General features: G+C 58.2%; 14 protein-coding genes. 9 read left to right on the top strand and 5 right to left on the bottom strand.

Translation table 11 applies throughout. From position 1 onward, the window contains the following. Positions 1-56: 56 nt before the first annotated feature. The 3 genes from HQL76_06815 to HQL76_06805 are packed head-to-tail and all read left to right on the top strand — an operon-like array spanning position 57 to position 2,532. On the top strand, positions 57-791 hold the full coding sequence (locus HQL76_06815) for an acylneuraminate cytidylyltransferase family protein (GenBank protein MBF0108867.1): 735 nt from the start codon (positions 57-59) through the stop codon (positions 789-791). Positions 792-826: 35 nt separating this feature from the next. Further along, positions 827-1,522, top strand: a complete 696-nt coding sequence (locus HQL76_06810; GenBank protein ID MBF0108866.1) for an FKBP-type peptidyl-prolyl cis-trans isomerase — start codon at positions 827-829, stop codon at positions 1,520-1,522. 17 nt (positions 1,523-1,539) lie between these two features. After that, positions 1,540-2,532 (top strand): DUF262 domain-containing protein, encoded by a 993-nt coding sequence (locus HQL76_06805; GenBank protein ID MBF0108865.1) that lies wholly within the window; start codon positions 1,540-1,542, stop codon positions 2,530-2,532. A 50-nt stretch (positions 2,533-2,582) separates the two neighbouring features. On the opposite strand, the gene HQL76_06800 is transcribed toward HQL76_06805, so the two are convergent. The 4 genes from HQL76_06800 to HQL76_06785 form a co-directional block, all read right to left on the bottom strand. Next, positions 2,583-3,428, bottom strand: coding sequence for an HAD-IIB family hydrolase (locus tag HQL76_06800; protein ID MBF0108864.1), 846 nt, complete (start codon positions 3,426-3,428; stop codon positions 2,583-2,585). Between the two features lie 135 nt (positions 3,429-3,563). Further along, complete coding sequence (locus HQL76_06795; protein ID MBF0108863.1) at positions 3,564-4,709, bottom strand: hypothetical protein; 1,146 nt, start codon at positions 4,707-4,709, stop codon at positions 3,564-3,566. Positions 4,710-5,369: 660 nt separating this feature from the next. Further along, the gene (locus tag HQL76_06790) at positions 5,370-6,212 is read right to left on the bottom strand and encodes a carbonic anhydrase family protein (protein MBF0108862.1); all 843 of its coding nucleotides are present in this window, start codon (positions 6,210-6,212) and stop codon (positions 5,370-5,372) included. Then, a complete protein-coding gene (locus HQL76_06785; GenBank protein MBF0108861.1) occupies positions 6,209-6,388 on the bottom strand; it encodes a hypothetical protein in 180 nt (59 codons plus the stop codon). Before HQL76_06785 ends, HQL76_06790 begins: the two co-directional genes overlap by 4 nt. A gap of 217 nt (positions 6,389-6,605) precedes the next feature. On the opposite strand from HQL76_06785, the gene HQL76_06780 reads away from it, so the two are divergent. Genes HQL76_06780 through HQL76_06765 form a run of 4 tightly spaced genes read left to right on the top strand, consistent with a single transcriptional unit; the run spans position 6,606 to position 14,757 of the window. Next, entirely contained in the window at positions 6,606-7,487 is an 882-nt protein-coding gene (locus HQL76_06780) for a protein-glutamate O-methyltransferase CheR (GenBank protein ID MBF0108860.1), read from the top strand. Between the two features lie 7 nt (positions 7,488-7,494). After that, positions 7,495-10,977: a response regulator gene (locus HQL76_06775; protein MBF0108859.1), complete on the top strand. Its 3,483-nt coding sequence runs from the start codon at positions 7,495-7,497 to the stop codon at positions 10,975-10,977. Between the two features lies 1 nt (position 10,978). After that, positions 10,979-12,943: a response regulator gene (locus HQL76_06770; GenBank protein MBF0108858.1), complete on the top strand. Its 1,965-nt coding sequence runs from the start codon at positions 10,979-10,981 to the stop codon at positions 12,941-12,943. 11 nt (positions 12,944-12,954) lie between these two features. After that, on the top strand, positions 12,955-14,757 hold the full coding sequence (locus tag HQL76_06765; protein MBF0108857.1) for a sigma 54-interacting transcriptional regulator: 1,803 nt from the start codon (positions 12,955-12,957) through the stop codon (positions 14,755-14,757). 66 nt (positions 14,758-14,823) lie between these two features. Here the strand turns inward: HQL76_06765 and HQL76_06760 are convergent, their stop codons facing one another. Then, positions 14,824-15,084, bottom strand: a complete 261-nt coding sequence (locus HQL76_06760; GenBank protein MBF0108856.1) for a hypothetical protein — start codon at positions 15,082-15,084, stop codon at positions 14,824-14,826. A gap of 413 nt (positions 15,085-15,497) precedes the next feature. On the opposite strand from HQL76_06760, the gene HQL76_06755 reads away from it, so the two are divergent. Then, the gene (locus HQL76_06755) at positions 15,498-16,256 is read left to right on the top strand and encodes a hypothetical protein (protein MBF0108855.1); all 759 of its coding nucleotides are present in this window, start codon (positions 15,498-15,500) and stop codon (positions 16,254-16,256) included. Positions 16,257-16,259: 3 nt separating this feature from the next. Next, the gene (locus HQL76_06750; protein ID MBF0108854.1) at positions 16,260-17,027 is read left to right on the top strand and encodes a prolipoprotein diacylglyceryl transferase; all 768 of its coding nucleotides are present in this window, start codon (positions 16,260-16,262) and stop codon (positions 17,025-17,027) included. Positions 17,028-17,274: the final 247 nt, after the last annotated feature.

Raw genomic sequence — 17,274 nt, 5'->3', positions numbered from 1 at the left:
GCCATGTGTTTTCTCATGGATCAATATCGAGTCGAACCCGGAATCCTGGAAGTGTCATGACCCAATCCAAACCGCGAATCCTAGCCATGACCCTGGCCCGAGGTGGATCGAAAAGCGTGCCGCGAAAAAACATTCGCCCGCTCCTTGGACTTCCCCTGATCGCCCATACCATCCGCGAGGCGATGAAAAGCGCCTGGATCACCCATTACGTGGTCTCGACCGACGATGAGGAAATCCAACGGGTTGCCATCGCCCATGGCGCCCTGGCCCCCTTTCTTCGGCCCGCCCATCTGGCGACCGACACCGCCAGTTCGCTGGAACCGATGCAACATGCCACGGCCTGGATGGAAGCACGCGAGGGCCGCCCCTATGAGTATGTCATCGAACTGATGGCGACCAACCCCATGAAAACCGTCGAAGACATCGACGGCTGCCTGGAAAAACTGATCGCCACCGGGGCCGATTCGGTGATTGCCGTGCATGAACTTGAAGATCACCACCCGATGCGCATCAAAAAAATCGTCGATGACCGGATTTGTGATTTCTGCATCCCCGAACCCGCCAATTCCCGCCGTCAGGACCTGACCCCCAAAGCCTACATTCGCAGCGGCGCCATTTACGCCCTGCGGCGCGACCACCTGATGGTAGACAATTGCCGTTACGGCTCCGCCAACAGCCGTCCCTGGGTCTTGTCACCGGAGAAGGCGGTCAATGTCGATTCCATGGCCGATTTTTTATTGGCCGAAATTTTACTGAAACAACGCCAGGAGAAAGCAGGATGCGTATCGTAACCAAGAGGGTACCGGTCATCGCCTTGGCAGCCCTGATGATGGCCCCCGCCATGGCATGGTCCGAGGAACCCACCGCACAGGAAACGGATGCGGCCATGACTGCGGATCAGGTCGGCAAGTTCAGCTATCTCCTGGGGTGGCGCATGGCGGCGGAACTCGAAACCTTTCCCATGAAACTGGATCACCCGGCCCTGTTGCAGGCCATCCAGGATCGCCTGGCGGGTCGTCCCGCCAAATTCGACAAGGATGAGATGGAACGGGTGCGCACGCAGATGATGGAGGCCTTCCACAAGGAAAAGGGACGGCAACTGGAGGCAATGGGCGAAAAAAATCGCACGGCGGGTCAGACCTTCCTGGCGGAAAACGGCAAGAAGCCGGGAGTGAAAACAACCCCCAGCGGTCTGCAATATCAGGTGCTCAAGGAAGGAAAGGGTGAAAAACCCAAGGTCACCGATCAGGTGACCGTTCACTATGTCGGCACCCTGATCGATGGAACGGAATTCGACAGTTCCCGCAAACGTGGCGAGCCGACCACCTTTCCCCTGGACAAGGTGATCGCCGGCTGGACCGAAGGTGTCCAGTTGATGCAGCCCGGCGCCCGGTTCAAATTTTTCGTCCCGCCAAGCCTGGCCTACGGCAAAACAGGATCGGGCGGTGTCATCGGCCCGGACGCAACCTTGATCTTCGAGGTTGAATTGCTCGAAGTGCATGCCACCAAGGCAACGCAATGACCAACATCCCCGGGCCGATGGGGAGGTCCACCACCCATTTCGATACCGAAAACCGCACCTACCGCCAACTACTGGGCAATGGGCTGACCTATCGCATTCCATCATTCCAACGCGATTACTCATGGGGCACGGAGGAATGGGAAGATCTTTGGACCGACATTCAAGGCACCCTGCCAGTGGGTGGCGAACCGGCCCATTATATGGGGTATCTGGTCCTGAAAACAGAGGATCATCGAACTTTCGATGTCATCGACGGACAACAACGGCTCACCACCATCAGTTTGATCGTCCTGGCAGCAATGCGGCTGCTCAAAAATTTCATCCCCCAGGATTCACCGGCAAACCCCAATCAAATCAGGCTCAATCAACTTCGGGCAAATTATATCGGCTATCTCGACCCGGTATCCCTCGTATCCCGCAATAAACTGTCACTCAATCGCCACAATGACGGTTATTACCGCGATTATCTGGTATCGTTGTCCGATCATCCGCCCGAGCGGGGATTTCCAGCCTCGACCCAAACCATGCTCAAGGGGTTTCAATGGCTCGAACGACGCTTGCGCGACCATATCCAGGGGGCGTCCGATCCTGGCATGGCGCTGGCGCGGTTTGTCGAAACCCTGAGCGATACACTGTTTTTCACCGTCATCACGGTGGCGGATGAAATCAACGCCTACAAGATATTCGAGACATTCAACGCCCGCGGGGTTCGACTTTCGGCGACCGATCTTCTGAAGAACTACCTTTTCTCCATACTGGGGCAGGACGGGCGGAACGGATACGAAATGGAGGAATTGGAACGACGCTGGGAAGCGATGGTGGGTCGGCTTGGCAGTGAACGCTTCCCCGATTTTCTGCGCACGCATTGGAACAGCCGCCGCGGTTTCGCTCGATCGTCGGAACTCTTCAAGATCATCCGTAACCGTGTGCAAACCCAGGAGGCGGTATTCTCTCTTCTGCGGGAAATGGATGAAGACATCGACGCTTTTCTGTCGCCATCAAAAACATAAAGTTTTCAATTATAAGCCTTTGTCATTCAACCTCCCCGAAGGTCAAATGTTCATGATGGTGCATCCATCCAGGAAACAGTCTCGGGAATGAAATGGGCCAAGCCTTCGAGGATTCCCGCGACATAACAACCATTCATGCCAAACCGTCCCCGGGCCAGATACAGGAAATCGCCACAACCGTTTTTCATGCTCAAGGCCAGCGCATCCCGACGCACCTGGTCGGTGGCATTGGCCACCAGAACCGATGGGACACAGGATCCCAAGACATCCAGATCATTTCCCGAATCTCCCGAGAAAAGGACTCTTTCGGGTACAAACCCACCCTGCTCCATGAGAAACCGCACTGCCCCAAGTTTTCCCGCCCCTGCGGGGAGGACATCCAGGAAACGATCCTCGGAAGTTTCATCACGGCTGAAGCCGACATGAACCTTCAGGTCGTGGTCTGCGAGAATCCGGCCAATCCGGGCGACAAGTTCATAGGGGTCGGCGTCGGGATCCCAATAATAGCTGAGCTTGAAGCGACCTTGACGTTGGCGCTCCTGCAACCGGATACCCGCGACCTCCCGCAAGAGTTGGGCAAGTGCATCGCCATGCAAACCGTTCCATCCTGGGGCGATGACCTCCTCCCAACGCGGCATTCCGCGCCATTCCCCATTCTTCCAGGTCCAGATGGAGGTTCCGACATCAGCGACCACATGATCGGGCCGGGGAAGAGCAAAGGCGGTCATCGCCTCCTGAACCAATCGCAGATCACGCCCCGTCACGTAGGCCAGGGAAACCTCCGGGCGGCGAATGATGGCCTCGAACACGCCATTCGCCCGGGGTGATTGGGGATGAAGACCGTTGGGAATCAATGTCCGGTCCAGGTCGGTTGCAATCAAAATTTTGCGCGTCATCGATACACGTCACAATCAGCAAAGATAAGAATCGAGCGATCAATCTTGATTGTAATGGAATGTTCCGTCCACTCCCAACAAAAAAAGCCGCCGGGAAGCCCCCCTCCCGACGGCCATTGAAGAAAACCACGAACATCAAAAATTTTCAAACTGATCATCCAACGACGGGGCGGACAACGCCGCGGCACCGGTCCGGGCCTTCGGGGCGATCAACCGGGATGAACGGGTCTGGGGGACCGATGGACGGGGTTTGCTTCCGCGATCACTCGGGCGCAAGGAAACTCCCGCCACGGAATCGTCCAGTTTGAAGAATTGCATCATCCGTTGCAGGCTTTCCGCCTGTTGCGACAACTCCTCCGCCGTGGCGGCCATCTCCTCGGAGGCCCCGGCATTGTTTTGAATCACCTGGTCCAATTGCTGGATCGCCTGGTTGATCTGTCCTGCCCCGGCATTTTGTTCGTTGCTGGCAGAAGCGATTTCCTGAACCAGTTCCGATGTTTTTTGAATGTCGGGCACCAGGGTGTTGATGATCCCCCCCGCCCGTTCCGCCACATCGACGCTGGAGGCGGAAAGCTGGCTGATCTCCCCGGCAGCGGTCTGACTGCGTTCCGCAAGTTTCCGGACCTCCGCCGCCACAACCGCGAACCCCTTGCCATGCTCCCCCGCCCGGGCCGCCTCGATGGCGGCATTCAGGGCCAACAGATTGGTCTGGCGCGCGATTTCCTCGATGATGGAAATCTTCATCGCGATTTCCTTCATGGCGACGACGGCCTGATCCACCGCCTTGCCCCCTTCTCCCGCATCCCTGGAGGCCCGGAAAGAAAGTTTTTCCGTCTGCTGGGCATTGTCGGTGTTGTTCTGGATGTTGGCGGCCATCTCTTCCATGGCCGAGGAGGTCTCCTCGATCGAGGCCGCCTGCTCGGTCGCCCCCTGGGCCAGCGTTTGCGCCGCCGTGTTCAATTCATGGCTTCCCGCCGCCACATTGTCGGAAATCGTCTTGGTCTCGGCAACGATCCGACGAAGATTGTCCACCATGCCATAGAGATCCGCCAATACCCCCGTCGCATTCGTTCGGCCACAAATCGATTCAATCTTGCCGGTAATGTCCCCATTGCCCAACATGACGGCCATTTGCCGCATCTGGAACGGCTCGCACCCCAACAGACGCAACACCGAGCGCACCACCATGAAGCCAATCGACAAGCCAATGACCGTCCCAATCAAAGTCAGGGTGATCAACAAACCAAACGCCGTTTCCTCGGTATGCTCCGCATGCACCATCGCCTGTTCGGTAAAACCTTCCACCTTGCCGAGAAAATCCTCCAATTCCTTGTTCAGTTCCTCCTCTTCCTTCTCGATCACCTCACCCGCCTCATGCGCCTCGTGAAGGCTCCCATGCTGCAACAACTCGAACACATGTTCGGCATGCTTTTCAAATCCGGCGTGTTCCGCCTCGATTTTTTTCAAATGGGCCGCCAGTTCCTCGAATTCACGCCGCTCTTCCGCGGAATCGGCCTCCTTGACGGCCCGTGCCGCCAGGGATTCTCCCTTGCGCACCTCCTCGGCCACCCGGGCGCCCAGGGCCGCGAACTCCTTTTGGGCATGTTCAAACCCTTCCGCGGCCCGCTTGCTGGCCGACATCACCTCTCCAAGACGAAACACCCGTTCAAAAGTGACCGATTGTTCCAATTGAATCGCCGTCACCTCGGTCACCACCTTTGTCAACGGCATGTCCCGCTCCGCCACCCCCTTGATTTCTCTCCCGATCACGCCCATCTGAAAAATACCGTAACCGGACAATCCGGCCATCAGGGCAACCATCAGGATCACCAACCCAAGAATCTGGGTTCTCAGTTTCATGTTTTCCAACACATTCATCGTCCACCCCTTTCAGTGCGTCAACGGGTCATCCCCTGTACCACGATCTCCCCTCCATGAGACTCAATGTCCCCCTTCCGGGCCGCTCCCCCCCTTGAGAAAAAGATTTCTGGAGTTCAGAGGTTGGACTGGACGGGCATTGTTGGAGAAAATGGTACGAAAACGGGACAACTGACTGGCGGAGATGGTGACCGGTTCCTTCATCAGGAACCAGCGTACCCCCTCGGTACATGGCGGAGTGGTCAACGAACCCATCCAGTGGTAATAACTCTTGCGATCGTGCGGCAGCAGTTGCAGGACATCGATGGTCGTTTCCGAGGTCAAACCAAGACCACTCGCGGCAGGAAGCGCCCCCATGACCAGGTCCCAGGCCCCCCCACCCCCATGGGCCACCGCTCCCTTCCCCTGTTCCGTGCCCTGCCCACCCTCCGGAGCATTCATCAGGATGCCGACCACCGCCAGTTCCCCCGCCTCACTCTTGTGAACCAGATGAACCTCCATCGGAAACACTTTTCCCTGGACCGTATTTTCGCTGGGCGAATGGAAATGAAACTGCACCAGATCGAATCTTTTTCCACCCACGGTGATGAAACTGCCCCCCTTGAGATCGAATTGAACGGTGTGCCCGTTGTTCTTCACCTGAATGGGACTTGGGGTATAGCGGAACACAATCTCATCCAGATCGCCCGACGCCGCGGCGCCGATATCGATCGGGGATTGATTCTTCCCCGAGGAACACAAGGGGAAACCCATCGTCCCCCAATGCTCGGGACCTTCGGCACCCGAGTATCCCCAATGGGCGCCACCACCATGGCCCCCTCCCTGTTGCTGATGATCACCCGCCTCGAGCGCTCCCGCCACCCACGCCGAAACGATCATTCCCAATACCGCGACCGTCCGTTTCATCCGCCACCCTCCTCTTCCCGTTTCATCCCGGTTGCCGCCAGAGTCACACCCGCAGACACCGGGATTCCCTGGACTCGTTGTCCATAACCAAAATCGATTTTTCTCTCCTTAATTTCACTTATTTCCAATTGCACTGGCCATGCCACCGGACAGATCACCTTGAAAGTGTTGCTCAACTATTTGTTCTAACAGTTTTTTTATTAAATCAAACCGTCAATGTTCCCCGCGATTCCTGTCCCGATGGCACATGCCAAATGTGCCATATGTGCCAACAAGATGTGCCAATGGCACGGTTTCGCCCCGATCCCAATGAAAAAACATTCCCGATTCTTGCGGTTTGGCATACCATGGAAGGGATTGAGGACCGCTTCCGAAGGCAAGCACGGGCAGGGAATGAAGAGACCGCCAACACATCACGAACACCGTCTGGCCGCCATCATCGATCGGGTGCGCACCGTGACCCGCTGCGACCTGGGGCAGTACGACGCCGATCTTCTCCGGCGCCGCATGGCGCAACGGATCGCCGAAACCAACCAATCCGGACTCGGGGACTACCTGGAAACGCTCACCTTCAATGCAGGCGAATGCGAACACCTGGTGCGGCTGATGGCGGTCGAGGTCAGCACGTTTTTCCGCAATCCCATCGTTTTCGAACTGATCGATCAGCAGGTGCTGCCCGAAATCATCGCCCGCAAGAAAAACCTGGGGAAAAGGGAAATCCGCGCCTGGAGCGCCGGCTGCTGTTCCGGAGAGGAGGCCTATTCCATCGCCATGCTCATCCATGAACGGGTCCAGGGCCAGACCCTCGGCTGTGCCTGCCACATCTTCGCCACCGACATCCAGCCCGATACCCTGGAAACGGCGCGCAAGGGCCTTTTTCCCAGAGACCGCCTGGGGATGGTCAAACTGGATCTTTTCGACCGCCATTTCATCCCAAGCAACGGTCGTTACCAGGTCCGCGAGGCCATCCGCGACATGGTATCGTTTTCACACCACGACCTGACCGCCCCCGGCAACACCACCCCCGCCGACAGCATTTTCGGCACCTTCGACCTCATTCTGTGCCGCAACGTCCTGATCTACTTTTCCCAATCGAGCCAGAACGGCATCATCCGCGGATTTTACGATTCCCTCGACGACGGGGGTTTTCTCGTCCTCGGCGAAGCGGAACACATCCATCACGACCTCGAATCCCTCTTCATTCCCCTCGACCGGCACAACCGCATCTTCAAAAAATCGGTGCCGCCCCGACCCCGAACCACAAAGACGGGATGATGCCAACGTGAACGCCTTCCTCAACGATTTGTCCGCCCCCCTGACGACGCCACGCCGTGGATGGCATGACAGCATCCGTTTCCAGATGATCGCCGGGTTCGTGCTTCTGTTCATTCCCATCCTTCTGGGACTCGAATTTTTCAGCATTTCCGGGATTCCCTGGACCCGATGGCATGGATTCCAGGGGATCGAGATCGCCCAGGGGATGAACCATCTGTCCCTGGTCGCCGACACCAAGAAGGAACGGCTGCTGGCATGGGTGGAAGAAAGAAAGGAAGACGCCCGGATCATCGCCCACAATCCCCTCCTGGACCGCCTTTTCCATCCCGGTCCCGGGGATGGACGAATCAATGCCCACGCGGTCACCGCCAATCCCGAGTCGCCATTTCGCGACATCCTGGAATGGATGCGTCTGATCCAGAAAAACAATGCCATCTACCAATCGGTCGCAATCGCCGACATCGAGGATGGCGCCATTCTTTTGTCCACGAATACCGCATCGCCAGGGGAACGCATCGACCTGTCACGGCTCGACCGGTCGATGCGCGCCCGTGATGAAGCCATCCTCGACATTCCCGAAACCGCCGGCGCCACGGAGCTGATTCGCATCATCCATCCCATCATCCCGGGAAAAGAACCGCCAACCGCCCTGGTGATCCTGACCGCCGGCACCGAGGCGTTGTTCGGGCCACTCATGCATTCCGGCGACGGTTTGGGACATCAGGGCGAGGCCTTTCTCTTCGACCGGAACCGGGCCATTCTGACCCCACTGAAACACCCCCTGCCCGACGGAACGACAGCCCGGCCCGGACATTACCAACTGCAATCCCCCGCCGCCCACCTGGCCATCGACGGCAAGGAGGGGGTCATGGACGATGTCGATTACCGGGGACGCGAGGTCCTGGCCGGTTACCGCCATCTTCCGTTCGCCCACGGCCAGGAATGGGGATTCGTCGTCCAGATGGATCGGGAGGAGTTGCTGGGATTCTTGAATGATGAAATTCGGATCGTCATGACGATCACCGCCACTGCCTTCCTTCTGCTCGTGATTCTTTCGTGGTGGATGTCTTCCCGGTTGAGCCGCCCCCTGATCCGCCTCGGCGAGGTCGCGCAACGATTTTCCAAGGGTGAAATGAATGTTCGGGCACATATCGACGAACGTAACGAAATCGGCGCCCTCGCCCATGCCTTCGACCGGATGGCCGACGCCGTGCAGCGCTCCATGGAACATCTTTCCGAGCAGACACAAAAACTCAACCAGTCCCTGGAACGTCAGGCGCAACACCAGGCGATACAAGAGCGCATCCTGAAACTTTCCCAGGTGCTCGTCGCCGCCCGTTCCCTGGAGGATCTTCTGGGCCGTGGCCTCGATGTCCTCCTGGCCGATACCCAAAGCCTGGTGGGAGCGATTTATCTCCGGGATGAAGAGGACGATTCACGCTTCCTGCTGGCCCACGCCCTGGGGATGGCCCATCGCGAACGCCTCCAACCCTTCCTCGACGCCCACGAGGGAGGCATCGGCCTCGCCATTCAGCGGCGGGCGCCATTCGTTCTGGAAAACATTCCCCAGGACACCCCCTTTCTCCACGCCACCATCGCCGGAAAACTCCTTCCCCGTTCGATCGTCCATGTGCCATTACTGTTCCAGGAACGAATTCTTGGCGTTCTCGCCCTCGCCAGCTGCGCGGCGGTCACGAACGAAACAATGGAATTTCTCAAGGTGGGACAAAGCCTTCTCAGCATGGCCCTGGCCGATGCCCTGTCGCATGCGAAGACCGAACGGATGGCGCAACGATTGCAGCACGCAAATCAGGAACTGGAATCAAGCAATCAGGAGTTGCAGGCGCAATCGCGGCAATTGCAGGCGCAGACCGAGGAACTCCATCGCCAGACGGATGAATTGCGGCAACAGGCGCGGGAACTCGAACTCAAGCAGGGGCAGGTGGAAAAGGCCGATCGCCTGAAATCGGAATTTCTCTCCAACATGAGCCACGAACTGCGTACCCCGTTGAACAGCGTCCTGACCCTCTCCCAATTGATGATCCGCAAGGGGGTCGGCAAAAATCCGGGCAAGGAACGGGAATATCTGGAGGTCATCGAACGAAACGGTCGCCAACTCCTGAATCTGATCAACGACATTCTCGATTTGTCGAAGATCGAATCGGGCCAGATGGAACTGACCCTGGGCGACATGTCCCCCGCCGAAACGATCGACCGGGTGGTCGAGACGGTCCGACCCCTGGCGGAAGCCAAGGGGTTGACCCTGACCGTCCATGCCGCGCCAGTCCCTCCCATCCACGGCGACGAGGACAAGATACGGCAAATCCTGTTGAATCTTCTCTCCAACGCCATCAAGTTCACGACAACGGGAGGCGTTGAAATCGGCCTTGGACAGGATGGAAATCAACTGTTCTTCTGGGTCCGGGACAGTGGTCCGGGGATCGCCGGAGAACACCTGGAATCGATTTTCAACGCCTTCACCCAGGTCGATGGTTCCGCCAGCCGGCACCACGAAGGGACCGGCCTGGGATTGACCATCAGCCGCCGCTTGACCGATTTGATCGGGGGGACCCTTCGCGTGCAAAGCAGTCCCGGCAACGGCGCAACCTTCACCCTGACCCTCCCCCTGGATTCAGGAAAAGAACGTGTCGGGATTCAAAACCAAATATCCCCGCCGCCACCACCGCAACAACCACCCCGCACCCTTGTCGTCGATGACAACGAAATCGCGCGCCTGCAAATACGTTCGGTGCTGGAGGAGACAGGCCATGAGGTCATCGAAACCTCCGGGGGAATGGAAGCCCTGAAGGCCGTCGAGGAAGGCCGGGTTCCGGACCTGGTCATCCTCGATCTCATGATGCCGGGAATGGACGGTTTCCAGGTGGTCCATCATCTGCGAACGCAAAAGCGCACCGCGGAGCTTCCCATTCTGATCCTGACCGCGAAGGAGTTGAATCCCGAGGAGCGAAAACTGTTGCGCCACCACCGCGTCACCGAATTGATCCAGAAGGGACGGCTCAACCGCGATCAATTACGCCTGTGCATCGGCAATCTTCTGACCGTTCCCGCCGCCGAAGCACCGCCGGTCCCTGCCGCGTCTCCCCCCCGCCCCACCGATCCACCGATCCTGATCGTGGAGGACAAACCCGACAATCTCCTGGCCCTGACCGCCCTTCTCGACGATCTGGGACATCGCTACATCACCGCCGGCAATGGCCGGGAGGCGATCGACAAAACCCGGACTCACAAACCGGGCCTGGTCCTGATGGACATGCAATTGCCGGTCATGAACGGGTTCGACGCGACCCGATCGATCAAGGCCGATCCGATGCTCAGGAACATCCCCGTCATCGCCGTCACCGCCAGCGCCATGAAGGGCGACCAGGAACGGATGCTCGCCGCCGGATGCGACGACTACATCTCCAAGCCCATCGACATGCGACGACTGGCCACCCTCATGAACAAATGGTTGCCCGCAGCCCACGGATGACATGGTCAGACCCCGATACAAATTGCTGCTCGTCGATGACAAACCGGACAACCTGTTTGTCCTCGGGGCGCTGCTCGATGAACTCATACCCGAATGCGACCTGTTCGAAGCGACCTCGGCGGACGAGGGATTGGCCATCGCCATCCGGACACCGCTCGATGGCGCCTTGATCGATCTGCGCATGCCCGGCATGGATGGCATCGAGATGTGTCACCGCCTTGCCCAGGATCCGCGAACCGCCAACATTCCCATTCTACTCATCACTGCCCACGATTCGACCGCGCAAACCCGGACCCGGGGGCTTCAGGCCGGGGCCCGCGATTTTATTTCCAAACCGATCGATGCCCGGGAATTGACCGCCAAGATCCAGGTCCTTCTGCGCGGCAAGGAGACCCTCGACACCCTGCAACGGCAACAATCAAAACTGAAGGAGATGGTCGATGTCCGCTCCGATGCCCTCCGGGAAAGCGAGGAAAAGTTTCGTCAACTGGCGGAGAATATCAACGAAGTTTTCTGGCTGTTCGACCTCGGCACGCAACAGATGCTCTATGTCAGTCCCGCCTACACCACCCTTTGGGACCGCCCGATCGCCGATCTTTACCGTCACCCCGCGTCCCGGCTCCAGGCGGTTCATCCCGAGGACCGCGCCCGCGTCGAAAAAGCCCTGGAAGAACCACTGCCGACAGCCCGTGGTCTGGAATACCGGATCGTCCATCGGGATGGGACAAAACGCTGGATCCGCGACCGGATCTACCCCGTCAAGGACCCCTCGGGACATATGTTTCGCATCGCCGGCGTCGCCACCGACATCACCGAACAAAAACGGGCCGAGGAAAAAAACCGGCAACTGGAACATCACCTGGCCCGGGAACGCAAGCTGGAGGCCATCGGCATCCTTGCCGGGGGGATCGCCCATGATTTCAACAACATTCTTGCAAGCATCATCGGTTTCACCGAAATGGCGCAACGCGCCGTGGTCCGGCAACCTTTGGTACGCAACCATCTGGAGGTCGTCCTGGAGGCGGGATTGCGCGGGGCGGAACTGGTGCGACAGATCCTGACCTTCAGCCGGGAAACCGGTCCCCAGCCACTGCAACCGGTGATGGTGACCCCCATCGTCAAGGAGTCGCTCAAACTGCTTTCCCCGCAACTCCCCCCCGACATCATCCTGACGGTCGCGCTGGAACGAACGGCGGGTCCGGTTCTTTGTCAGCCGGTGCAGTTGCAGCAGATTGTCATGAACCTGTTCACCAACGCGGCGCATTCGATGAAGGGAAAAAAGGGATCACTGGCGGTCCGGTTGGACAACGATCCGAAGGGCACCTCGGTCAATCTGTGGATCACCGACGAGGGCCACGGCATGGATTCCGTCACCATGTCCCGCATGTTCGATCCCTTCTTCACCACCCATTCGCCGGGCGAGGGGACCGGTCTGGGGCTCTCCATCGTCCACGGGATCGTCCAAAGCCTTGGCGGGACCATTTCGGTCGAGAGCGTCCCGGAACAAGGGAGCCGGTTTCATGTTTCCCTGCCCCGGGCAGCGACGACCCCTCCCACCGTCGCACCATCGGATCCGGTGACTGGCGAGGATGCGTCCACAAAAAAAGGGCATGTGCTGGTGGTCGATGACGACCTCGACCTGGTCTACCTGTGCAAAACCCAGCTGACCTCCCTGGGATTCACCGTGACGGGAACCACCAGCAGTCAGGATGCCTGGCGCCGCTTCCTGCAACAGAAAGATTCCTTCGACCTGCTCCTGACCAATCAGACCATGCCGGAAATGACCGGAATCCAACTGGCCCGCCAGTTCCAACAGATCCGTCCCGGTTTCCCGGTCGTGTTGATGTCAGGACGGGGAGGAGAAGAATTCCTGGAAGAAATGACCCTGGCGGGGATCCGACGGCTCCTGGCCAAACCCTTTCTGCAATCGGCGTTGCTGGCCACCTTGCGGGAGGTCCTTCAATGACGGCCATGTCCATGCCGCAATCCCCGCCACGGTCCCGGAGCGGCAGGATCCTTGTTGTCGATGATGAACCGTCGATGCGTCATTTTCTCGAAGAATTTCTTGGCGGACAGGGACACCGGGTCACCTGCGCCACCACCCCCGAGGAGGCCCTGGCCATTCTTGACAGGGAACCCTTCGATCTGATCCTGTCGGATATCATGCTCGGAGGTGGCAATGGAATCACCCTGTTACAGAATATCAGGAACAGGCAACCCGATTGTCCCGTCATCATGATCACCGGTTTTCCCAACATCGACAGCGCCACCGAAGCCCTGAGACTGGGGGCGTTCGACTACCTGGCGAAACCGATCCGTCTGGCACCGCTGGAAAAGATCACGCGGCAAGCCCTGGAAACCCATCATCTGCGTCAGGAACACCGGCGGATTCAAAAAAATCTGCACGCCCTGTTTCATGGCGTTCGCGACGCCCTGTTCCTGATCGATGCCCAGGGGATTCTTCAGGAGGCCAACCAGGCGGCGGCGCAGGTCTGCCATATCGAACCAAGCGCCATCGGCACCCTCCCGTTCGCGGCCATGCTCGGGAACTGTTCCGGAGGCTGTCTTGCCACGGTACGCCAGACCCTCGATTCCGGTATCGCCAGCCATGTACCCCGATTGGAGTGCGTCATGGCCGAAGGACCGATCCAGGTCAACGAAATCACCGTCACCCCGGTCCTGGAAAAGGAAAACATGGTCAACGGCGCCGTGCTGGTCGTCCACAATCGGACCTATCTGGTCAATCTGGAGCAATCCCTGGGAAAACGGCAACAGTTTCATCGCCTGGTCGGCAAAAGTCCGAAAATGCTCGAATTGTATGATCTGATCGAACAATTGGGGACGGTCAATACCACCGTCCTTTTGACCGGGGAAAGCGGCACCGGCAAGGAACTGGTCGCCGAGGCGATCCACCGGCAGCGTCCCGACTGCGACTCGGTGCCTCTGGTCAAGGTCAATTGTGCCGCCCTGTCGGAACAACTCCTGGAAAGCGAACTGTTCGGCCACGTCAAAGGGGCCTTCACCGGCGCCATCAGAACCAGGATCGGTCGTTTTGAACGGGCCAATCATGGAACCCTCTTTCTCGACGAGATCGGCGACATCTCGACACGGATGCAACTGCAACTGTTGCGGGTGCTTCAGGAACGTGAATTTGAACGGGTTGGCGATTCGACCCCCATCAAGGTCCATTTTCGTCTCATCGTCGCCACCAACCAGAATCTGGAACAAAAGGTGCGCGCCGGAACCTTTCGCGAAGACCTGTTCCATCGACTGAATGTCGTCAACCCCCGTCTGCCGGCGCTGCGCGAACGACCGGAAGACATTCCCCTCCTGGTGCGACATTTTCTCGACAAATTCAACCATCAGTTCAACAAGAAGATCGACACGGTTTCCGCCGGACTCCTGCGGCGGATGCTCAACCATTCCTGGCCGGGAAACGTGCGCGAACTGGAAAACACCATGGAACACGCCGCCCTTCTCTGCAACGGCACGACCCTGTTCCTGTCGCACCTGCCATCGAACCGGTTTGACGTGGTGGATTCCACCGCCGCCCCCGTCACAAACGAGTCCCCCCCGCCACCGGCCATCCCGGCGGCAGGCCAACTCATCGGCGAGCGCTTGCGTAAGGAACACCCTGGCCCCGAAGAAATTCTTCGCGCCCTGGAACTGGCCCGGGGAAATCGCACCCGGGCGGCACAATTCCTGGGAATCAGCCGCAGGACCTTTTATCGAATCCTTGACCGGATCAAGGGCCAGTCTTCTGTTTCAGGGGAACGCTGAATCGGGGAATGACCGTGCCATCGAGACCAAGGTCAGGCAGGGAAGATGACCGATGAACATGAACCATCAGGCATGGACGCTGATTCGCCCCTCCTGTTGCGCCGTGGGATCGGAACCCATGGCCTTCTGATCCACCACCTGCTGCACCTGCTTGTTGCGATTGAAGGTTTCCGCAGCCTTGTCGGTAGAATCCTGAATTTCCTGGTTGATCATGGTACCAAGACTGTAACGTGACGCACCCGAGGCATTCACCGCCATCCGTTTGGAAACCTGAACCGCCCGGTCGTTGAGCGGAATGGAAATATCACCACCAACTTCGGAAGCCATCGTCCCCTCCCATGTCTGTCAAGGTTGAAAAATCAAGGCCAATCGCCCAGTCCGACGGCCCATCGTTCAATATACTCCTTATTCTTGTCATCGGCATTTGCCACGCGCCACTTGAGGGAAAAATAACGCCACCCCAAACATACAGGACCGGATCAATCATCTTTATTTATGTCACAACAAGGGAGAAAAGTAAGATGTCCCTTAAATGTGGAAGACATTTGGCACTGTTCTCCGAATGTGATACATCTTATAGAAAAGGGGATTTCCCAAACCCGCCGATTAAAACAAGCAGGTCAATTCATAACGAGATGTCACATGAGAAGGAGACTCGTCCAACAAGGCCGGTCGCGCACGACCCCAGTCCCTGGCGAGTCCCTGAATCCATACATCCCCCTTCCGCAAGAGAGCGGCAAGTGAAACGAAAAGAAACAAACCACAACCGGTTGATCAACGCATGGCGATTCGCCGATCACCTGCTGCCCAACGCGCTGATCGCCGCGGGAATCATGGCTTCGGTCCTTCTGACCTGGAATCAACCGCTCCGCACCACCTTCCTGCTGGCCCTGTCACTCGTCATCCAGGCCACCCATCACCCCGCCCCCGGTGACCGGGCCGCCATGCTGGCAGCGGCGCTCCTGGGAACACCCGCCGAAATTGTCGAGGTCCACCTGGGCGAATGGACCTACGTCGCCCCCGACCTTGTTTTTGGCGTTCCCGTATGGATCTCCCTGATCTGGGCCAACCTGTTCGCCCTGTTTCGCCGACTCGCCCGTTCCTGGACTGCCCTCCTCGACCTGGGACCGGGGTCTGTGGGACCGGCACGCACCGCCATCGCCGGAATCCTCATTCTCCCCATCGTCTCCCTGTGGGGCGCCGCCCTCATCCTGATGGACAAACCGCCCGTCGTCCGCGGACTCTATGCCCTGATGATCCTGATCACCGCCCTTTTCTGGCACAGGGAAATGGATCGGCTCATCTTTCTCACCGGTGCCGTCCTCGGCGCCTTTGGCGAATTCGTCGCGGTTCAACTGGGCTACTGGAGCTATTACAATCCCCTGTTCAAAGCCTACGGCGTCGATATCACCCTGCCCCTGGACTGGGGACTGAGCGCCGTGATCATCCATCGCATCGCCAGCCTCTGGCATCCACGGACAACCGAACGGGAGTCCTGATCCATGTTTCCCGTCCTTCATACCTTCGGCGCCATCCAATTGCATACCTACGGCGCCAGCCTGTTCTTCTCCCTGATGGTCATCTACTTCCTCGCCCGTCGCCACGCCCCCGGATCACTCCTGACCCTGGACAACATCGACGATCTCATGCTCATCATCATCGGCAGCCTCTGGTTGGGTGGCGGTATCGTGTACCTTGTCGTCCAGGGATTCTCGGGAACGCCCGACTGGAAAAGCCTGTTGCAAATTTCCGCCCTGCAACAGTTTTCCGTTTTTCCCGTCGCCATCGCCACCACCCTGGCCATGGCCTTGTGGTGTCGCATCAAAAAACGCTCCCTCGTCAGGGTCATCGATTTTCTCATCCCCTTCCTCGCCCTGGGATACGGACTCCATCGCATTCTGGGTTGCTTCAACGCCGGCTGCTGTTACGGTACCCCGACCTCCCTGCCCTGGGGGGTCGTCTTCCCGGATTACCCCAATCATTCCGGCCCACCACCGGGAATCCGACTCCATCCGACGCAGATCTATCTCGGACTATCGGCATTCTTGACATACGGGCTTCTCTACCATTTCAAGAACGCCCTGAGACATCCCGGACAACCAACTGCCGCCGGTCTGGCCGGTCTCGGCGGATCCTATGGCCTGATCACCTTCTTTCGCGCCGACCTGGGGCATGATCTGTCCGCGAATGCCCAGACCATTGCTCAAATTTTGTCATTTTCTATTTTTTTCTTGTCAGTAATCTTTTTATTCATGCGCCGAAAAAAATAAATCGTTTTTTTTCCAGCCCCCGACCCCGCCCAATCCAGCCTTTTGTCCGTCGCCAACGCACCCCTCGCCACCGGCGGACAACAGCGAGAATCATCGATATTTTTATTATGGCCCGTGTCTTGCTTTAAGCAGAATCAATCAATACAGACCTGCCGAAACAAGGATCGGCTGCCACGAATCAGATGCCCGTAAACAGATCCTTGATTTTCGAGATCAGGCTGCGGGAACGCGGTCGGTCGGCGGTCGA

It is taken from the genome of Magnetococcales bacterium (genome assembly GCA_015228815.1).
Classification (GTDB): Bacteria; Pseudomonadota; Magnetococcia; order Magnetococcales; family UBA8363; genus UBA8363.
Note: the sequence above shows the minus strand (reverse complement) of the source record. Positions and strands in the feature narration are given on the sequence as shown.

Bases quoted from the DNA above. Each gene is read 5' to 3' on its own strand.
- HQL76_06815 (MBF0108867.1), top strand. From the start codon at position 57: ATGACCCAATCCAAACCGCGAATCCTAGCCATGACCCTGGCCCGAGGT.
- HQL76_06810 (MBF0108866.1), top strand. From the start codon at position 827: ATGATGGCCCCCGCCATGGCATGGTCCGAGGAACCCACCGCACAGGAA.
- HQL76_06805 (MBF0108865.1), top strand. From the start codon at position 1,540: ATGGGGAGGTCCACCACCCATTTCGATACCGAAAACCGCACCTACCGC.
- HQL76_06800 (MBF0108864.1), bottom strand. From the start codon at position 3,428: ATGACGCGCAAAATTTTGATTGCAACCGACCTGGACCGGACATTGATT.
- HQL76_06795 (MBF0108863.1), bottom strand. From the start codon at position 4,709: ATGGTGCATGCGGAGCATACCGAGGAAACGGCGTTTGGTTTGTTGATC.
- HQL76_06790 (MBF0108862.1), bottom strand. From the start codon at position 6,212: ATGAAACGGACGGTCGCGGTATTGGGAATGATCGTTTCGGCGTGGGTG.
- HQL76_06780 (MBF0108860.1), top strand. From the start codon at position 6,606: ATGAAGAGACCGCCAACACATCACGAACACCGTCTGGCCGCCATCATC.
- HQL76_06770 (MBF0108858.1), top strand. From the start codon at position 10,979: ATGGTCAGACCCCGATACAAATTGCTGCTCGTCGATGACAAACCGGAC.
- HQL76_06765 (MBF0108857.1), top strand. From the start codon at position 12,955: ATGCCGCAATCCCCGCCACGGTCCCGGAGCGGCAGGATCCTTGTTGTC.
- HQL76_06760 (MBF0108856.1), bottom strand. From the start codon at position 15,084: ATGGCTTCCGAAGTTGGTGGTGATATTTCCATTCCGCTCAACGACCGG.
- HQL76_06750 (MBF0108854.1), top strand. From the start codon at position 16,260: ATGTTTCCCGTCCTTCATACCTTCGGCGCCATCCAATTGCATACCTAC.